The organism is Nesterenkonia sedimenti, from assembly GCF_012641515.1.
Lineage (GTDB): Bacteria > Actinomycetota > Actinomycetes > Actinomycetales > Micrococcaceae > Nesterenkonia > Nesterenkonia sedimenti.
The window spans coordinates 22,013-39,188 of sequence record NZ_JABAHY010000007.1 but is presented as its reverse complement, the minus strand read 5'-3'; the positions used below and the strand labels follow the sequence as shown (position 1 = coordinate 39,188).

At 60.9% G+C, this 17,176-nt stretch carries 15 protein-coding genes; 6 read left to right on the top strand and 9 right to left on the bottom strand.

The window, feature by feature from the left end; genetic code table 11:
- Window positions 1–31: 31 nt before the first annotated feature.
- The 4 genes from rimM to ffh form a co-directional block, all read right to left on the bottom strand.
- Window positions 32–553, bottom strand: a complete 522-nt coding sequence (gene rimM / locus HGQ17_RS08700) for a ribosome maturation factor RimM (RefSeq protein WP_168887563.1) — start codon at window positions 551–553, stop codon at window positions 32–34.
- Between the two features lie 7 nt (window positions 554–560).
- A complete protein-coding gene (locus HGQ17_RS08695) occupies window positions 561–818 on the bottom strand; it encodes an RNA-binding protein (RefSeq protein ID WP_168887562.1) in 258 nt (85 codons plus the stop codon).
- On the bottom strand, window positions 815–1,249 hold the full coding sequence (gene rpsP, locus HGQ17_RS08690) for a 30S ribosomal protein S16 (protein ID WP_168887561.1): 435 nt from the start codon (window positions 1,247–1,249) through the stop codon (window positions 815–817). Before rpsP ends, HGQ17_RS08695 begins: the two co-directional genes overlap by 4 nt.
- Before the next feature lie 292 nt (window positions 1,250–1,541).
- Window positions 1,542–3,143, bottom strand: coding sequence for a signal recognition particle protein (gene ffh / locus HGQ17_RS08685; RefSeq protein ID WP_168887560.1), 1,602 nt, complete (start codon window positions 3,141–3,143; stop codon window positions 1,542–1,544).
- Window positions 3,144–3,261: 118 nt separating this feature from the next.
- On the opposite strand from ffh, the gene HGQ17_RS08680 reads away from it, so the two are divergent.
- From HGQ17_RS08680 to HGQ17_RS08665, 4 genes are all read left to right on the top strand, one after another.
- Window positions 3,262–3,801 (top strand): hypothetical protein, encoded by a 540-nt coding sequence (locus HGQ17_RS08680; RefSeq protein WP_168887559.1) that lies wholly within the window; start codon window positions 3,262–3,264, stop codon window positions 3,799–3,801.
- 35 nt (window positions 3,802–3,836) lie between these two features.
- Complete coding sequence (locus tag HGQ17_RS08675; protein ID WP_168887558.1) at window positions 3,837–4,775, top strand: DUF2730 family protein; 939 nt, start codon at window positions 3,837–3,839, stop codon at window positions 4,773–4,775.
- Between the two features lie 37 nt (window positions 4,776–4,812).
- Complete coding sequence (ftsY, locus tag HGQ17_RS08670; protein WP_324615230.1) at window positions 4,813–5,997, top strand: signal recognition particle-docking protein FtsY; 1,185 nt, start codon at window positions 4,813–4,815, stop codon at window positions 5,995–5,997.
- Window positions 5,998–6,126: 129 nt separating this feature from the next.
- The gene (locus tag HGQ17_RS08665) at window positions 6,127–7,377 is read left to right on the top strand and encodes an ammonium transporter (RefSeq protein ID WP_168887557.1); all 1,251 of its coding nucleotides are present in this window, start codon (window positions 6,127–6,129) and stop codon (window positions 7,375–7,377) included.
- Window positions 7,378–7,487: 110 nt separating this feature from the next.
- On the opposite strand, the gene HGQ17_RS08660 is transcribed toward HGQ17_RS08665, so the two are convergent.
- Together HGQ17_RS08660 and HGQ17_RS08655 are read right to left on the bottom strand one after the other, a co-directional pair.
- Window positions 7,488–8,540 (bottom strand): ATP-grasp domain-containing protein, encoded by a 1,053-nt coding sequence (locus HGQ17_RS08660; protein WP_168887556.1) that lies wholly within the window; start codon window positions 8,538–8,540, stop codon window positions 7,488–7,490.
- A complete protein-coding gene (locus tag HGQ17_RS08655; protein ID WP_267873180.1) occupies window positions 8,533–9,594 on the bottom strand; it encodes an ATP-binding protein in 1,062 nt (353 codons plus the stop codon). The genes HGQ17_RS08660 and HGQ17_RS08655 overlap by 8 nt, the downstream gene beginning before the upstream one ends.
- Window positions 9,595–10,433: 839 nt before the next feature.
- Here HGQ17_RS08655 and HGQ17_RS08650 point away from each other — a divergent pair.
- Window positions 10,434–11,849, top strand: a complete 1,416-nt coding sequence (locus HGQ17_RS08650) for an ATP-binding protein (RefSeq protein WP_168887554.1) — start codon at window positions 10,434–10,436, stop codon at window positions 11,847–11,849.
- A 119-nt stretch (window positions 11,850–11,968) separates the two neighbouring features.
- Window positions 11,969–13,360 carry an IS1380 family transposase gene (locus HGQ17_RS08645; RefSeq protein ID WP_407670768.1) on the top strand — a complete coding sequence of 464 codons (1,392 nt, stop codon included), beginning with the start codon at window positions 11,969–11,971 and terminating at the stop codon, window positions 13,358–13,360.
- A 162-nt stretch (window positions 13,361–13,522) separates the two neighbouring features.
- On the opposite strand, the gene HGQ17_RS08640 is transcribed toward HGQ17_RS08645, so the two are convergent.
- From HGQ17_RS08640 to HGQ17_RS08630, 3 genes are all read right to left on the bottom strand, one after another.
- Window positions 13,523–14,776: an MFS transporter gene (locus tag HGQ17_RS08640; RefSeq protein ID WP_324615229.1), complete on the bottom strand. Its 1,254-nt coding sequence runs from the start codon at window positions 14,774–14,776 to the stop codon at window positions 13,523–13,525.
- Between the two features lie 93 nt (window positions 14,777–14,869).
- Window positions 14,870–15,925 carry a hypothetical protein gene (locus tag HGQ17_RS08635; protein WP_168887552.1) on the bottom strand — a complete coding sequence of 352 codons (1,056 nt, stop codon included), beginning with the start codon at window positions 15,923–15,925 and terminating at the stop codon, window positions 14,870–14,872.
- Window positions 15,922–17,139 carry an ATP-grasp domain-containing protein gene (locus HGQ17_RS08630; RefSeq protein WP_229503436.1) on the bottom strand — a complete coding sequence of 406 codons (1,218 nt, stop codon included), beginning with the start codon at window positions 17,137–17,139 and terminating at the stop codon, window positions 15,922–15,924. Before HGQ17_RS08630 ends, HGQ17_RS08635 begins: the two co-directional genes overlap by 4 nt.
- Window positions 17,140–17,176 lie beyond the last annotated feature (37 nt).

Here is a 17,176-nt window from a genome sequence, read left to right as displayed (position 1 = left end):
TCAACAGGTCTATGCATAATCGGGAAGCGGATCATGGGAAGAGCCCCTCGGGTGGGCGCAGGGTGATCTGTCCGGCCTCGGGGTCGATGCCGGGCACCAGTTCCTCCACAAAGGGAACCATGACTTCCTCGCCGGCGGGGGTACGGACTACCAGGAGGTCCTGGGCGGGGCCGGTGACAAGTTCGACGACGACGCCGAGCTGCTCACCGGTCTCGTCCACACAGCTCAGACCCTCCAGCTCGTGGGAGTACCACTCATCCTCACCCTCAGCGGTCTCTGGAGTCTCCACAAAGAGGGTGGTTCCACGCAGAGCCTCGGCCGCGTTCCGGTCGGGAATCTCCTCGAATCCGAGGAGGCAGATCTTTTTATTCCACCGCTGGGAGGTGATGGTCAGCGGGGTGGTGGCCTGGTCCTGGGTCTCAGTTCCGGGCTCACGAACCACAACGGCACCCGGGGAGAGGCGCGCCTCCGGCTCATCGGTGTAGAGCTGGACGGTGACCTCCCCACGGATGCCGTGGGGTTTGCCGATGCGCGCTACGCGCAGGGCTTCCATTGGTTTTTCAGCGACGACGGTCGGTGTCGACCACGTCTACCCGGACGTCATGGCCGCCGGGCAGTGCTGCGACCACAGTACGCAGAGCCTTGGCGGTCCGGCCGGCCCGGCCGATGACCCGGCCGAGGTCCTCGGGGTCGACCCGAACCTGGAGGGTGTCGTAGCGTCGGCCGTTCTTGCGGCGGACATCGACCTCCTCCGGGGAGTCGACGATCCCGCGGACCAGGTGCTCTAGTGCGTCAGTGAGCGCAGCGTCGGTGCTCATGCCTCGGTGTTCTCCTCAGCAGCTTCCTCGGCCGGAGCCTCGGCGGCTGCTTCCTCAGCGGGAGCCTCTTCCTTGGCGGGCTCCTCGGACTTCTCAACGATGACCGATCCCTTGGAGGGAGCGGTGAACTCCTCCTTGGGGGCCTTAGTCTTCAGAGTGCCCTCGGCGCCGTCGATGCCCTTGAACTTCTGCCAGTCACCGGTGACGTTAAGCAGTGCCTTGACCTGCTCGGTGGGCTGAGCGCCCACGGAGAGCCAGTACTGTGCCCGCTCGGAGTTGATCTCGATGAACGAGGGCTCCTCGGTGGGGTGGTACTTGCCGATCTCCTCGATGTTCTTACCGTCGCGCTTGGCGCGGGAGTCGGCAACAACAACGCGGTACTGGGGGGCAAACTTCTTGCCCATACGCTTCAGACGAATCTTGACTGCCACTTGTGTGGTTTCTCCTGTTATGTCTTGGGGTGCGCACTCATCCGCTGCGTGGGGGTATGCAAACAGCTGGTGCAGGTGCGCTGAACGTTGGTCAGATCAGCGAGAGTAGAGGGTGCCCGCCGAACCTGAGCAAAGTACCTGCCTATTCTGCCAGATAAACGGAAGTATCGCATGTTGCGGTGGGTGCCCCTCCGGCCCGACACCTCCTCCTTCACTCGCCGATCCGCCTTCGGCGGAGTCGGCTCCTCACAAGGGATCCTCCGGTGTCGGGGCTGCGACCCACCGCAGACGTCTACTTGAGGTACTTCTCGAAGCCGCTGGGCAGGTCGAGCTTCTCCGGGTCGAAGTCCTTGGCTCCGGCGCCGAAGCTGGCTCCGTCCATCTGCTTCTGCGCCCTGCGCTGCTCAGCCTCGCGAGCCTGCTGGGCCGCCTTAGCGGGGTTGCCGGACTTGCCCTTCTGCTTCTTGGGTTTGCCGCCCTTTTTCTTCTTGCCGCCACCGGCACCGCCCATCCCTGGGGGCATGCCGGGCATTCCGCCACCGGGCATTCCCGGCATACCACCTGGCATGCCGCCGCCACCGGCCATCTTCTTCATCATCTTCGCGGCCTGCCCGAAGCGCTCCAGCAGCTGGTTGACCTCGGAGACGTGGACACCGGAGCCCTTAGCGATACGGGCACGGCGTGAGCCGTTGATGATCTTCGGAGCATTGCGCTCATGCGGGGTCATCGAGTTGATGATCGCCTCGACCCGGTCCAGCTGGGAGTCGTCGAACTGCTCGAGCTGCTGGCGCATACCGGCAGCTCCGGGCATCATGCCCAGCAGCTTCTTCATCGAGCCCATCTTCTTGATCTGCTGCATCTGGGCGCGGAAGTCTTCGAGGGTGAAGTCCTCCTGGTCGGCGAACTTCTTGGCCATTTTGGCCGCTTCGGCCTTATCCCAGTTGGCCTCGGCCTGCTCGATGAGGCTGAGGATGTCGCCCATATCCAGGATCCGCTTGGCCATCCGGTCGGGGTGGAAGACTTCGAAGTCCTTCAGGCCCTCACCGGTGGAGGCATACATCACCGGTTTGCCGGTCACCTGCGCGACTGAGAGGGCAGCACCACCGCGGGCGTCGCCGTCGAGCTTGGTGAGCACCACGCCGGTGAAGTCCACACCTTCGTTGAAGGCCTGGGCGGTGTTGACCGCGTCCTGGCCGATCATCGCGTCGATGACGAACAGGGTCTCGTGAGCGCCGACGGCGGCCTTGATATTGGCAGCCTGGGCCATCAGCTCTTGGTCGACACCCAGGCGGCCTGCGGTATCGATGATGACCACATCGTGGAGCTTCTCCCGGGCGGTGCCGACACCGTCGCGGGCCACGGCAACTGGATCACCGGTGGGCACCTCGGCCTCGGAGCTGACGCCAGGATGCGGGGCGTAGACCGGAACTCCGGCGCGCTCACCGCCGACCTGGAGCTGTTTGACCGCATTGGGGCGCTGGAGGTCACAGGCCACCAGCAGTGGGGCGTGGCCCTTGCTCTTGAGGTGGTTGGCCAGCTTGCCGGCCAGGGTGGTCTTACCGGCACCCTGAAGACCAGCGAGCATGATGATGGTCGGCGGCTGCTTGGCCAGCTGCAGTTCGCGGGTCTGGCCGCCGAGGATGCCCACCAGCTCCTCGTTGACGATCTTGACCACCTGCTGGCCGGGGTTCAGCGCCCCGGAAACCTCGGCGCCCAGCGCGCGTGCTTTGATCCGGGCGATGAACTCGCGGACCACGGGCACGGCAACATCGGCATCGAGCAGCGCCCGGCGGATCTCGCGGGCGGTGCCGTCGATATCTGCCTCAGTGAGGCGACCCTTGCCGCGGAGGTTCTTAAACGTCGCTGTGAGGCGGTCGGAGAGGGAATTAAACACGTCTGGTGTGCTTCCTTAGTGACTCGTCTAGTTTGAAGTCTTCTTCGCACCGCCGGTGTTCAGCCCCAGCTTGAAGCTGACACCAGACGGTTAACTGCCAAAGCTCTAGAGTAACAATGTGAGCCAAACTGCCTCTGCCGACGCCGCGGTGATCCACTCTGCCCTGCAGACTCACCTGGCGTATCTGCGAACCGCTGAGAGTGCTCATCGCTCTGCTGGACGGGCGCTCAGCGGGCATCCCGACCTGTCTGTTTCGGCTGGTGGACAGAATCCGATCACGCTTTCGGCCGCCCACCGGGCTCGGTGTGCCTCCTATGGACAGCGCGCCGAATTCGTGGAGCAGCTGAACACCTTTCCGGTTGCTGGGCTGATGACTCTTTCTGCCCATGACATGCGCAGCCTGCAGGTTCCGGCCCATATCGGTGAAGCCGCGGTGCCGCCTGAGGTGGCGGCTCGGATTGCTGAGCGGGAGAACCAGGCTCGGGCTGCTGCTGCCCGTCCGGCGGCCAGGCCGGCCGCCGACCGGGCACGGGTCGGTGAGGATCAGGGTGCTGGACAGGATGCCCCGCCGCAGACCGGTCAGCATCCGGGGGCGCCGAAGCCCAAGACGCCTTGGCATAAGCGCAGTTTCAGCGACATCCTGTTCGGCCGCAGGTAGTACATCATCAGATCGCCATAGGGGACACTGAAGGCATGACAGAGAACACTCACCACCGCGATGAGGACCAGGGCCCTGCTGGGGGCCGCCCACCAGCACCGGAGGATTTCAGCCTGCCCGCTGATTTTTCGGATGAGGATCTCTTCGACACTGTTCCCGAAGACACCATCCCAGAAGCTTCAGCGGCCCAAAACCCGTCCTCCAGCGAGGATGCCACCGCGCCTGTACCCTCCCCCGCGGCAGAGACTGCCAGCACCGGAGCTGACCAGCCGGCAGATGAATCTGAGCCGCAGTCACCGGAGCCAGTGGAACCAGTAGAGCCAGCTGAGGCCGAGGAGCCGGCAGCTGCCGAGGCCGCTCTGCCCGCCGAGGAGGATCTGGACGAGTCCGAGGACGACGACGTCGTCGTCGAAGATGAGGAGCCCGAGGAGATCGTGGTCCCCACCGATATCGGGACCAATGCCCAGCAGGTGGTCACCGCGCTGCTGGGACATCAGCAGGATCTGGTCGCGGAGCTGCGCAGTGTGTACAACCGGCTGGAGGAGGTCCGCGAGGTCGACTACGCGGCCCTGCAGGAGCGGGTCACCGCTGCGGAGTCCACGGTGGATGCCACCCCGACCACCGCTGAGCTGGAGCAGCTGGTCAATCTTCTGGAGGAGATCTCCGGGTCTCTGAAGGATCAGGAGACCAAACAGGCTGAGCTGGAGGCCCAGCTGAAGGAGGCCACTGAGCAGCGGGCCGCCCAGCTGGCTGAGCGCGATGCCCGGATCTCTGCTCAGAACGCGCGGATCGAGGAGTTGGAGTCAGCGATCACGGCTGCCGCTGAGAGCGCCGACTCCGCCCATGAGCGCTTAGAGGCCCTCGCCCAGGAGACCGGATCCAGTGTCATCCACCGGGTTCAGGACCGGGTCTCCCCTGCCGCGCAGCAGGCGAAGAACGCTCTGAACAATATTCGCCGCCGCTTCAAGCGGTGACCTTGGCGAACTACGACTGTGTGGGAGACTGAGAAGCGTGGAAACCAGTGTCTTAATTACGTTCATTGTCCTTGGTGTCGTTCTGCTGTCCCTGCTGGGCCTGTTCCTGGTCAAGGGGCGGCCCGCCGCCGGTCAGGACTTGCCCACTGCAGCTCCGACTGGTGAGGAGGTTCCGCCTGGTGCCGCTGAGGATTCGGAGGCTGAGGGTTCAGACACCCTGGTTGCGGACCGACCCGAGGTTGAGGCTGAGGATGCGGTAGCCGAGCCGGAGACCGCTGAGCCTGAACTGGAGACCCCGGAGCCGGTGGGGACCCGTCTGGCGCGGCTGCGCGCCCGGCTGGTGAAGTCCAACAACATCTTTGGCAAATCCCTGCTGGCCCTGCTGAGTCAGGACAAGATCGACGACGACGTCTGGGATGAGATCGAAGAGACCCTGCTGACTGCCGATCTGGGTGCTGATTCCACCTTCGAGCTGGTCGAAACTCTGCGTGAGCGGGTCAAGGTTGAAGGCTCCAAGGACCCCGAGCGGGTCAAGGCACTGCTGCGCGAGGAGCTCATCAAGCTGGTCGACCCCGAGTTCGACCGCAAGCTTAATGTCGATACCCCCGGCCGCCCTTCGGTGGTGCTGGTCGTCGGCGTCAATGGTGTCGGTAAGACCACCACTGTGGGCAAGCTGGCCCGTGTCATGGTCGCCGAGGACAAGGATGTGATCCTCGGTGCAGCCGATACTTTCCGTGCCGCTGCTGCTGAGCAGCTGACCACCTGGGGCTCCCGGGTGGGCGTTCCGACCATCTCCTCCGATGTGGAGGGCGCTGATCCTGCATCGGTGGCCTTTGAAGCCGTGGATAAGGCTGTCGAGGACGAATACGACGTGGTGATGGTCGATACTGCAGGGCGACTGCAGAACAAGGCCAACCTCATGGACGAGCTGGGCAAGGTCAAGCGAGTCATTGAGAAGAAGTCCGAGGTGGATGAAGTCCTGCTGGTGCTGGATGCCACCACCGGGCAGAACGGCCTGAACCAGGCCAAGGTCTTCTCCGAGGTTGTCGATGTCACTGGCATCGTGCTGACCAAACTGGACGGCACCGCACGCGGCGGTATCGTCGTCGCTATCCAGAAGCAGCTGGGTGTTCCGGTCAAGCTCATCGGTCTCGGCGAGGGACCTGATGACCTCGCCCCGTTTGAGACCGAATCATTCGTAGATGCTCTCCTGGAGGAATAACCCATTCCCCAGGAGAGATTTAACTCTCCTGAAACATCAGGGCACTCGGCACGAAACACGTTAAGAGAAACATGGTCCCCAGCTCGCACCGGTGAGAGCCACCGGTGAGCAGTTTTCCTGGAGGGAACCATGGAAGTTTATGAAGTGGTCTGGCTCATTGTGGCCGGTGCCCTGGTCCTGTTCATGACCCCTGGCCTGGCCCTGTTCTACGGTGGCCTTTCCAAGGCGAAGTCCGCGGTCAACATGATGATGATGAGCTTTGCCGCCATGGGTCTGGTCGCCTTGGTCTGGGCCCTGTGGGGCGACAGCATGGCGTTCGGCGAATCAGTCGGAGCACTGTTCGGCAACCCCGCGGATAACTTTGCCCAGAGCGATATGGTCGGCTCTGAAGACCAGTACGCCCTGGTGGAGGTTGGATTCGGTGCGACCTTCGCGATTATCACCACTGCGCTGATCTCCGGTGCTATCGCCGACCGGGCGAAGTTCTCCACCTGGATGATCTTCGTTCCGATCTGGATGACCCTGGTCTACGCTCCCCTGGCCCACTGGGTATGGGGCGATGGCCTGCTGACCACCGGCCCCATCGGCTCCGCCGTGGGTGAGGCTGTTGACTTCGCTGGTGGCCTGGTGGTGCACATGTGCGCCGGTCTGGCTGCCCTGGCCCTGGTCCTGGTGATCGGCCCGCGTAGTGACTTCGCCCCGACCCGCGGTCACAATATGCCGCTGGTTCTGCTGGGTGCTTCGATCCTGTGGTTCGGTTGGTTCGGCTTCAACGTTGGTGAGGCCGGCGACGCCGCCCAGGTGGGAATCAACTGGATCAACACTATGCTCTGCCCCGCTGCTGCCCTAGTGGCTTGGCTGATCACTGAGTGGGCCCGTGGCCAGAAGCCCACTGCCACAGGTGCTGCATCCGGCATCGTTGCTGGTCTGGTCGCCATCACTCCGGCCTGTGCCTATGTGACTCCGATCTGGGCGATCGTCATCGGTATCGTCTCCGGTGTCATCTGCCAGATCGCTGTGAACCTGAAGTTCACTCTGAAGTACGACGACACTCTGGATGTTGTGGGTCTGCACTTCGTTGCTGGCCTGTGGGGCACTATCGCGATCGGTCTGTTCGCCGATGAGAGCCTGCTGGCTGCCGACGAGTTCGAGTACGCCGGTGGCCTGCTCACCGGTGGTGGCATCGACCTCCTGATCGCTCAGGCTGTCGCATGCCTGGTCACCCTGGTGTTCACCTTCGTGGTGACTTACATCATCGGTCTGGCCCTGCACAAGACGATTGGCTTCCGTGTGGAGCCCGATGTGGAGGAAGAGGGTATCGACTCCGCTGCTCACGGCGAGACCGCCTACGAGCTGGCTGCACCTGCTGCCAAGGAGTAACTCCACCAGCGACTCATCACCGCACCTTGAGGAAGGGGCGGGTGTCAGTTCTCAATGACTGGCACCCGCCCCTTCTGTCATGCCGGGGCAAGTGGGTCGGTCTGCTCGAGCTACTCCGCCATGTCAAAGGTCTCCACCATGTGGGCGGACTCTCCATCGGCCAGCCCAATACCGGCGCGGGTGACCAGCATGGCGATGTCACTGGGACGCCCCTCGATGTTCAGCTCTGCCCCGTCTGGAATGATCCGGGCATCGCCATCCGGGCGAGTTAGCCCCAAGCTGTCAGCAAACTCGTTGATGCCCAGGCCCAGTCGTTCAGGGGCGGCGGCCCCGGTGAACCGTATTCGAAGAGCCCGAGACTCCTGGGCAGGTGGAAGGCTGAAGCCGCGTTCCTCGGCTGCATCCGTCACGAAACGTTCTGCAAGCCGCTGGGCTTCCCGCCGTGACCCTCGAGAAAATTCACGCAGATGAGGATGGTGGTTGACTCTCTCAAGGATCGCGCCCTCGGCACTCTCCAGTGTGGCTACTGCCAGAGTCACACTGGCCATATCCAGACCCGGCATCGCTTCAACCGCTTGAATCGCAAGCTCTTGGAGGCCCGAATCCAGATCGTTCAGGGAGAGCTCTTCCTTACGTCTCTCACCCGCAACCGCCAATACGGCTCCACCCCGCACCAGTATCCGCACTATCTGGTGTCCGGGTGTGGTGGAGACTAGTAAGGACTCCTCAAGCTTTGAGTTGAGTTCAGTGACTGCTTCGCGAACCGCTGCCGGCTTCTCCGCAACTCGTCGATGACTTCCGGACTGCGAAGAGACTAGCACTGGTAGCCCGGCCAACCGGGCGAACAGCACCGCTTTTCCGCCCGCATTCTTCGGAACGGTTCGGAATCGAGGGACAGGCAGTCCCGAAGCGTCCACGGTCATCCAAGTCCGGGGCAGGGACCGCGCCTGCCCCATCCCGGCGTAGGTGGTGCCATATGAGCCGAGGTGTTTGTAGGCCAAGGCAACCTCTCCCCCCACGCGGGCAAACACCATGTCTCCGGGCATGCTCGTGGTTGCAAGGCCCCTTGCCAGCATCGCAGTTCGCAAGCACCAAGCATCGTACTGGCCGGTGTTCAACGACGCAGGATTCGTCAAGGATTTCGCCTTCTTCGTGTCAGGCATGAATCACTTCCACTTTCTTGGGATCCAGACCGTAGGGGCTGTGGATACTCAAAGCCAGCCATGCTGCGACAGGTTCTGCTCCACCCTGAAGGTCGACTTTAATTCTTCTGCTCCCGATGGGACGAAGCCGGCAGTCGAGGCCGAGATCCATTGCCTGTCGTCGCAGCCACCTCCGGTAGCGGGGGTTCCTATCAGTGGCGTCTATTTCAGCGTGGACTGACAAATGAGGGTTATATTCACGGAGGCTTATTCCTGCAGCCTCGGCGGAGGCCTCCACCATTTTCCGCGGCACAGAAATGGGCTCCCCGTAAAGGGGGTACTCATGTGAATCCACTGAAGGCATTGAGTTGATCTCACAGATCGCGGCCCGCTGCTGGTCGAGAGGTTTCTCAATATCGGAAATGATGAAGTCAACACCTCCGAACCCGAGTCCGGGTAGGGCCTTGACCGACTCCACACTGGCCTCAAGGATCGATGGGTGCATACGGTCTAGGACCTGAGCGTGTTCACCACCCTGGCTGGTATTCGAACCATAGGTGATCTCTACGGTCCGGCCGGGCTCCAGGACGGAATCGAGAGTGACGTCTTGTCTGGCCAACAGGTGGGTCAGCCGGCTCCCCCTTCGAATGGGTCGTGCCATCAGATGGGGGTTCAACAGCCGCTGTTGCTGTCGTTCCTCGATAAGCTCCCTAACCGTTTTCTCACCATCGCCGGTGACGGCACCTCGTCGGCTGATCAGTGCCGAGACTACTTCGTCTCCAAGCACGATAATCCGATAGGCCTCTCCCTCGATGTGTTCTTCCAGAATGACATCGTCGCGTGCATGCGCAGATTTCGCGAGACTATCGAAGGCCCAAGCCAGTTCCTTCTCATCCGAGATTCCGGTGACGACCCCTCGCCCATGGGTGCCCCGCAGCGGCTTCACGACGACGGGATAGCCGATCTCCTCGGCATAGGATGCAGCCTCAGCGAACCTCTCCTGGGAGAACAGCCGCCCTTTCGGGGCAGGAACTCCAACCTGCTGGAGCAGCATCCTGGTGGAGTGCTTATCCATGGTCAACGGGGCAGCCGGGCGGGAGCTGAGCACAGTGCCGCTCTTGTTGAAGGGCAGACGACGCCCCTGGGAGTCTTCAGCAATGAAACTCTGCCGTGATGTGCGCAGGGTGGTGAGCCCGTACGCCAGGCACTCTCGTTCCAGCAGGGAATTGGTTAGCTCTGTCTGGCCGAGCTGCCGGAGCGGTTTCGCGATGGGATAAACATTCGCTGACAGCATTCGTACACGATGCACATTGTTCCTGGACGCCGGCTAGTTATTCACAGAGTGTTCCTGTACAGCAGACTCTCCGGGACTGCAGTTCGAGTTCCCGTGGCGGCGCTAATCGAATGAGCCCGGACAACCCGCGGACCGCCAGTGAGCGGCTCCCCGAAGCCGGCGAGACACCTGGACGCTGCGCGGAATCGATAAGCTCACCCATTCCGACGACGGCAATGGCCACCAAGAGCGGGACCCTCGTATGGCACGACTGAAAAGTGGGTGGGGCCGAAACGCGACTGATGAGGTAGGCGGCGATGAAGGCCTGTCGAGATATTCGAAGGTGCCGAAACCCTGGACTCGACACGCAGGTGCAAAACCGCATGTGCCAAAGCCAAGTCGAGTCCTTCAGGTACGTCGCCATTGGTCACGAAAACGCAAAAAAGAGCCTCTTACACCGTGCATCAGTCTGCTGAATGACAACTAAAGATCCGGTAGTTCACCCACACCATATTCCGGCTGCCATCGACTCCCGGCGGGGCGCGCCCAATATGACAGGGGAAAAGATAGGCTGACATCCAGATACGAGGCCTGTCGTGGCCTTCCCTGCAGGGACCCAATGATTTTAAAAGGAGTGCGCTATGGAGCGCGAATGGCCGGAGTATTTCACCCCGGACGTGGTCAGTTCATCCTTCGGCTCAGGGGTGTTATCAAGTCATACAATCGCTCTTGAAGCGTGGCGGCGCGGCCTGCGCGTAAAGCTCCTGGCGCCCAATGGCAGGAAGCTCGAACTTTCTGACGGCGTCCGCACCGTTCGCTTCGACCGCTCACGAGCTTCGAGTGAAATCTCGCGCAACGCCTACAACACTGTGGAATCGAAATACGCGACGACCGCGTCTCTACGTGCTGCCGGGGTACCCGTGCCGAAGTCCCAAGAGCTCCGGACATCGGAAACGACTGCCGGAGCATTAGCCGATCGCGCTGGGCAACTGGGTTATCCTGTGGTCCTCAAACCATCCCACGGATCGCGTGGCCGAGGAGTCTTCGCGAATATTCAAGACGCATCACAACTTGAGGAATGTTATACGCACCTTGTAGATGAACTGCGCGTACAGAAAGTCGTCCTTGAACGCCACCATTCTGGCGACGACTACCGAATCTACGTTGTGGGAGACAAATTCGTAGCAGCTGTCCGCCGCATCCCAGCCCACGTAATCGGGGACGGCACACGCAGTGTAAGCCAACTGATTGCTGACAAGAACCAGGAACGAAGAAAGAACCCGTTCCTCGCTTCGGGGCTCATCAGAAAGGACTATGAGGTCCGTTCGATGCTAAATCGGCGAGAAATGACGCTCTCCTCAATTCCAGCAGAAGGCGCCCATATTCAGCTACGGGAAAAAGCAAACGCCAGCGCTGGAGGAGACGTCGAAGACGTTACTGAACTAGTGCCAGAACACCTCAGGGAAGCTTCTATCCGGGCCATAGCCGCGATTCCAGGCCTGCCTGCGGCCGCCGTCGACGTCATTTGGAACCGAGATCCTCAATCTGAACAGGATAATGACTTTGTCATTATCGAGCTCAATTCACGGGCTCACATTGGAGTGAACATGTACCCAACTCGCGGTACTGGTCGCGACCTCCCTAAGGCGATTATCGATCACTTCTTCCCGGATACGCCGCGACCCCAGGACCAAAAAATCAAAACACTGACCTTTCACAGGCCAGATGTTCTACAGCCTTTGCTTAATGGAACTTCAAGCGCTGTTGAGCTAACACCTCTCCCTGAGAATCGCTTACCTCTGCGTCAAGAGTATTCAATATCAGCTACCACGGCGAAGCTGCCCCTCAATCAGCAACGACTCCGCGTAGCCTATCGGCGAACTGGAGTTAGCGGGAGACTGCACACAAGTGATGATCCACCCCGACTGACCGTCGCAGGGGATCCCGACTCGATACGACAGTGGCATGAAAGAGTCACGCATGCTTTGGGGGAGGCCCCCATGCTAGTCGGGCCGTACGACGGAGTGATCTGTTTAGGGTTTGGAGTCCGGGATTAACCTGGGTCTTTCATGACACGAGGGTTTGAGAGGCCATAGATAGACGAGAGTGCCGCTCTGACCTGGGATGATGGGAGTTGTCGAAGCTCCAAAACCCCAAGTCGGAGGGCACTCTCAAAGTGAAGCGTATCCCGGGTACTGGCCGCATGAAAGTCTCCGCCGACGGGGAGGGAGTCGTGTCGCATGCCGGGGTCGGGATGCTGCGAGAACTTGCCGAGCGCACTGGCCTGGTGGCCGGGCTTTCGGAGTCGCTTCTGGACTCCTATAAGGGGTTGCCGGTGCACGCCCCGGGTCGGGTGCTCACTGATTTGGCGGCCGCGGTCGCCGACGGGGCCACCAACATCTCAGGAATCCAGACGTTGACTGATCGCCAGGATGTTTTCGGACCGGTAGCCTCGATGCCCACCACCTGGCGAGTACTGGACCGCGTCACTGAGCAGAGGCTGCCGGCGATCCGGACAGCGCGTACTGACGCGCGCGCCAGGGCCTGGGATGCTGGTGCCGGGCCTGACCTTGGTGCTGAGGATCCTGGGCCTTTGGTGATCGATGTTGATGCCACCATCAGCATTGCCCACTCAGAGAAAGAGAACGCCGCCGCCACCTGGAAACGCTCCTTCGGTTTCCATCCGCTGTTGGCGTTTCTGGACCGGCCAGAAATCAGCGGCGGTGAGGCCCTGGCCGGGATCCTGCGGCCTGGCAACGCCGGGGCGAACACTGCTGCTGATCACATCACTGAGATTGATCAGGCCGTCGAAGCCCTGCCAGAACATGTACGTCCTGGTGTTGAAGGCGGTCCTGGTGTGCTGGTGCGCAGCGACAGTGCTGGAGCTTCCCATGCGTTCGCTGACCACTGCCGGGATCTCGGGGTCGAGTTCTCTTTCGGCTACTTCATCACCCAGCCCGTCCAACAGGTGGTCGATCAGATCCCCGCCCATCTGTGGCAGGCAGCGATCAACACCGACAGCTCAATCCGGGAGGGCGCGTGGGTGGTTGATGCCACTGACTACGTGAACATCACCAGCTGGCCAGCCGGGACCCGGCTGATCCTGCGCAAGGAGCGCCCGCATCCTGGGGCTCAGCTGTCCTTCACTGACGCCGACGGGCACCGAGTCACCGCGTTCATCACCGACACCGACCCAGAAACCGTGGACCACAAAATCCAGGGCCTGGAGCTGCGCCATCGTCAGCATGCCAGGGTCGAAGACCGGATCCGGCAGGCCAAAGCCACCGGCCTCGCCCGATTCCCCGCCGAAGGATTCGCCGAGAACCTAGCATGGCTGCAGGTAGTAATGATCGCCAACGACCTGATCACCTGGACCAAACTGATTGCCTACCAGCACCACCCGGCCATCGGTCGGGCAGAGATCGCTGCGTTCCGGTACATGATCCTGCACACCGCCGCCAGGATCACCCGCGGCGCCAGGCAGATCCGGCTACGCGTCGATGCTGGCTGGCGATGGGCCACCGAGGTCGCCCACGGCTACATCGCAATCCGCGAGGCCTTCACATGACGATCCAGCCCATCTGCCCCAACGACTGAGGAAAACCTGGAGAACCGGCCACCCGAGACGGCACCCTCGGGCCACACCCCTGCCCTGACCTTCTTCTTGGCCTGAATCAGCTCACCAGCCGGCCCTCAGCTCCGCTCAACGGTGTCCCATGAAAGAAGGAGGTTAAGACTCTTCCAAGTTTTTCCCATTACCAAAGTTGCGGTTCTTTCTGACCAACGTTTCCGGCGCAACCACCCAAGCCCCTGCTGCGAGCATCAAAATCAGCCCAGCGAGGCCAAAGGCCCAAGTGTACCCGCCGTGGTCTACCAGAAGCCCCGCCAGGAGCGGGCCAATGATGCCGCCTAGGTCCTGCACCATTTGAAAAGTGGAAATGACGGTACCACCGTTGCGCCCCTCCCCCACAATGTCCCCCAGGGCCGCCTGCTGGGCAGGCACAATCAGGCCGGTACCAGCACCGCCAATGAGGCTGAGAAGCAACAGCACCCACGGCTCAGGGGAGAACCCTAGGGCTCCTGTGGCGACTCCTGCGGTAAGCAGTCCAACGATGATGGGCGGGCGCCGCCCCCATGAGTCGGAGCGTTTGGCGAGAGTAAGCACTATAGCAACGTTGCCCAAGGCAAAACATGCCAGGGCAATGCCTGCAAGCTGGCCAGAGTCGATGAACCAGCTGGTACCGACGAAGGCTGATGCAGCAAAGAGTGGAACCACGGAGTTTCGTAGTCCGAAGGTTGCCCACCCGTTCGCAAAGCCAGAGGCCAGGGCAGCCCTATAGCTACCGTTACCTAACGCTTCCTTGACTGATGCTCGCTCGCGATTATCCTTGGTTTTCCGGTCCTCAAGACGGGACTTGCGGAGTATGAAGAACACGACCCCTGCTGCAGCGACCAGCGCCGCCCCGTAGACGAGGAACGGGACCCGCTGGCCGAAGATTAGCAGTGCAGAGCCCAGCACGGGTCCGGCGACGTTACCGATGAGAAAGGCTGAGGCATATGCGCCCATAACCCGGCCCCTGATGTGGGGCGGGGATTTCCGGGCGAGGAAGGTCATAGCGGCGACGGTGAAGAACGTCGACCCGATGCCGCCCAGCGCACGGAACAAAAGGAGAAGCTCGTAGGTGGGAGCATAGGCTGTAGCAATCATCGAGGCAGCAACAATCAGGAGGCCAATCACGTAGACCGGAGTCTCCCCCAGGACGTGTGTCAGCTTGCCAGAGGCGGGTGCGAAAATTAGCCGGAAGAGTCCGAATGCTGACACAACCGCGGAAACCGCCATAGCTGAGACGCCGAAGTCTGAGGCGTACTGCGGCAGGATCGGTGACACGATGCCGAAGCCGATGGCGATGATGAAAGCCGAAACTATCATCACCTTCAGCTCGGAAGGGATGGGAGTCTTCGCACCAGCGTCATCTCTAGTCACACCATTTGGTCAACTCATTTCGCCACTGATGTGTTCCCTCCCCCGAGTTCCTCATGCACTGGGGAACAATCCAACCAATGTTATGGTGCCGGCTTATAAATGAGTGAGCGAAACCATCGGTGCCCGACGGTTTTCATGTCCCACGCCGGCGATCGCTTTAATTGCAGCAAGAGCGAGATTCTCCCCCTCAGCGCGCAGCTCAATATGAAGGACTTCCTCGGCGGGGTACTGCACTGGCCCCAGGACCTCATATCGTGGGGGTACTAATACCTCCGAGAATGAGCGCCAAAAAGTCTCGGCTGCGACAAGACCGGTACATTCGACGGCCACAGCGTGCCTGACGCCACCTCGCTGGGGCTCGATTCCGTTTAGTTTCAGCTCGTGATTGACAACTGTACGGGCCACCTCGAGGTGCGTTTCGATGGGGGCTCCTCCGAAGTCCTGCAGCTTAGGCGAAGACCTCACTGTCACGACCTGTGCATCTTGACCGTTTGGGGTGCTCTGGACATCATCGGCTTCAATACGGACGACACCAAACTCCAATCCCGGAACTGCCCGGAGTGCCGCAGCACCAAGGCTGACGAACCCTTCATGCACAGTCTCAGGCATAATGATCTGCGGCAGCCGGCCCCGGAGCCCGCCCAGCAGCAACTTGTCCCCCAGGAACAGCAAGTCGAAGGTGCCTCCGGGCCTTTTCTTCCGCACAATTGCCCGACGGTGAGGTGACTTAGGGCCAGCACGGAGCGAGGTCATCGCTTCCAACAGCTCTGTCTCCGAACTGGCAGTCCAGGTGCGTTCACCCTTTTCCCTTCCAAGCTCCACTGGGTACCCGATACGAGCCGCGAAGGCGGAAGCGGCCTTAGTACCTGTGACACGGAATGACTTCCAGGCCGGAACAGGTAGCCCCTCCGAGCCTAGAAGCGACCAAATGCCGGGCCTCTTCTTCGAAAGCAGCATTCCGCCGAAGGTGCTTGTCGATGCACTCAAGCCCATAAAGGACAGATCAGACTGTAGGGGATCCACGTACACCACGCCGCCTGGCAGAAAGTTGACGTTGAACCCAGAATTGATCAAGTGGGATGCGACGAGCCACGTATCGTAGCTCGGCGCATCCTCTGCGGCAGGGTTCTGCGTGTCAAGAGGACTCATAGTTCCGCCGCCTCCGTAGTAGTCACCGACGTTGAAGTTCCGCCGCGGTGGGCCACTCCCACACTCTTCACAGGGCTGCCTCGCAGGCCGAGGTGGGCGAACGAAACAAGGATGCTGACCATATGCGGGGAGCCGAACCACGCCCCTGAAGCACGAGTGGACGTTATTCTCGCGACTTCTCCGGTCACTCCGAGGGACTTAGCCTTCTCATTTAACCACTCCACGTAGGTCTGATCTTTGAACCGACCCACGATCTCAACGTCAACGTCAACGTCGGTAGCGGGGGAGTTGCGAAGACGCACCCCTGATTCACTTGCCGAATGAAGTAAAAGTTCACTGATTACTGGCCGAGGCTCACCAATCAGCGGATATTCATGCGTATCTGCACCCGGAACTGAATTTACTTCGCAGATGGCCGCGCCCTGCGTCTCGATGGGTTGAGTCGGATCTTCGATGAGAAAATCCACTCCAGCGAATTTGAGTCCTGGAATCGCCTTCACTGCTTCCACACTTGCCTCAAGGTACGAACTATGCACCTGACTGATGACCTGGGCATGTTCGCCCCCTTGATGTGTGTTCGAACTATAGGTGATGAGAACTTCTTCGCCTTCTGCCGGTACTGATTCCAAACCATAGCCCTGCTGGGAGAGGAGCTGATTCGTCGCCTCAGTAACTTTCAGAGGACGTGATAGCAAGTGTGGGTTTGCCCGCCGGAAAGCCTGCTTCTCCTCAATCAGTGCGCCTACACTCTTCGACCCATCCCCGACAATACGCCCCCGGCGCTTATAGAGAACGGACACGACTCTGTCCCTGATGACCAGGAAACGGTATGCTTCCCCCCGAATTTGCTCTTCGACGAGGATGTCACCGCCTCCATAGGCTGATTCCTCTACATGGGAGAACGCCCATTCGAGCTGAGCCTTGGACATAACATCAGTTACGACGCCCTTGCCCTCCATGCCGTTCAGAGGTTTCACGACTACTGGATACCCCAGAGACTCTGCATACTCCTCTGCCCAAAGAAGATCAGAAAACCTGAAGCTTCTGCCCTTGGGCACAGGAATGCCCGCTCGTTGAAGCACGAGACGGGTCGAGTGCTTATTCTTCGTAATCGGCCCTGCCACTCGCTGAGTCAAGGATGACCCCGTACGGGAGAATGCAAGTGACCTCCCTTCCGTATCCCAGGCAACAAAATCGGCAGCCGCTGTCCGCATGAGGTCAAGTCCATATGCGAGAGAATCCCTTGCAAGC

Coding starts and splice junctions, on each gene's coding strand:
- HGQ17_RS08695 (WP_168887562.1), bottom strand. CDS start 818: ATGAGCACCGACGCTGCGCTCACTGACGCACTAGAGCACCTGGTCCGC.
- HGQ17_RS08650 (WP_168887554.1), top strand. CDS start 10,434: ATGGAGCGCGAATGGCCGGAGTATTTCACCCCGGACGTGGTCAGTTCA.
- HGQ17_RS08675 (WP_168887558.1), top strand. CDS start 3,837: ATGACAGAGAACACTCACCACCGCGATGAGGACCAGGGCCCTGCTGGG.
- HGQ17_RS08655 (WP_267873180.1), bottom strand. CDS start 9,594: ATGGATAAGCACTCCACCAGGATGCTGCTCCAGCAGGTTGGAGTTCCT.
- HGQ17_RS08660 (WP_168887556.1), bottom strand. CDS start 8,540: ATGCCTGACACGAAGAAGGCGAAATCCTTGACGAATCCTGCGTCGTTG.
- rimM (WP_168887563.1), bottom strand. CDS start 553: ATGGAAGCCCTGCGCGTAGCGCGCATCGGCAAACCCCACGGCATCCGT.
- HGQ17_RS08630 (WP_229503436.1), bottom strand. CDS start 17,139: ATGCGGACAGCGGCTGCCGATTTTGTTGCCTGGGATACGGAAGGGAGG.
- HGQ17_RS08635 (WP_168887552.1), bottom strand. CDS start 15,925: ATGAGTCCTCTTGACACGCAGAACCCTGCCGCAGAGGATGCGCCGAGC.
- HGQ17_RS08665 (WP_168887557.1), top strand. CDS start 6,127: ATGGAAGTTTATGAAGTGGTCTGGCTCATTGTGGCCGGTGCCCTGGTC.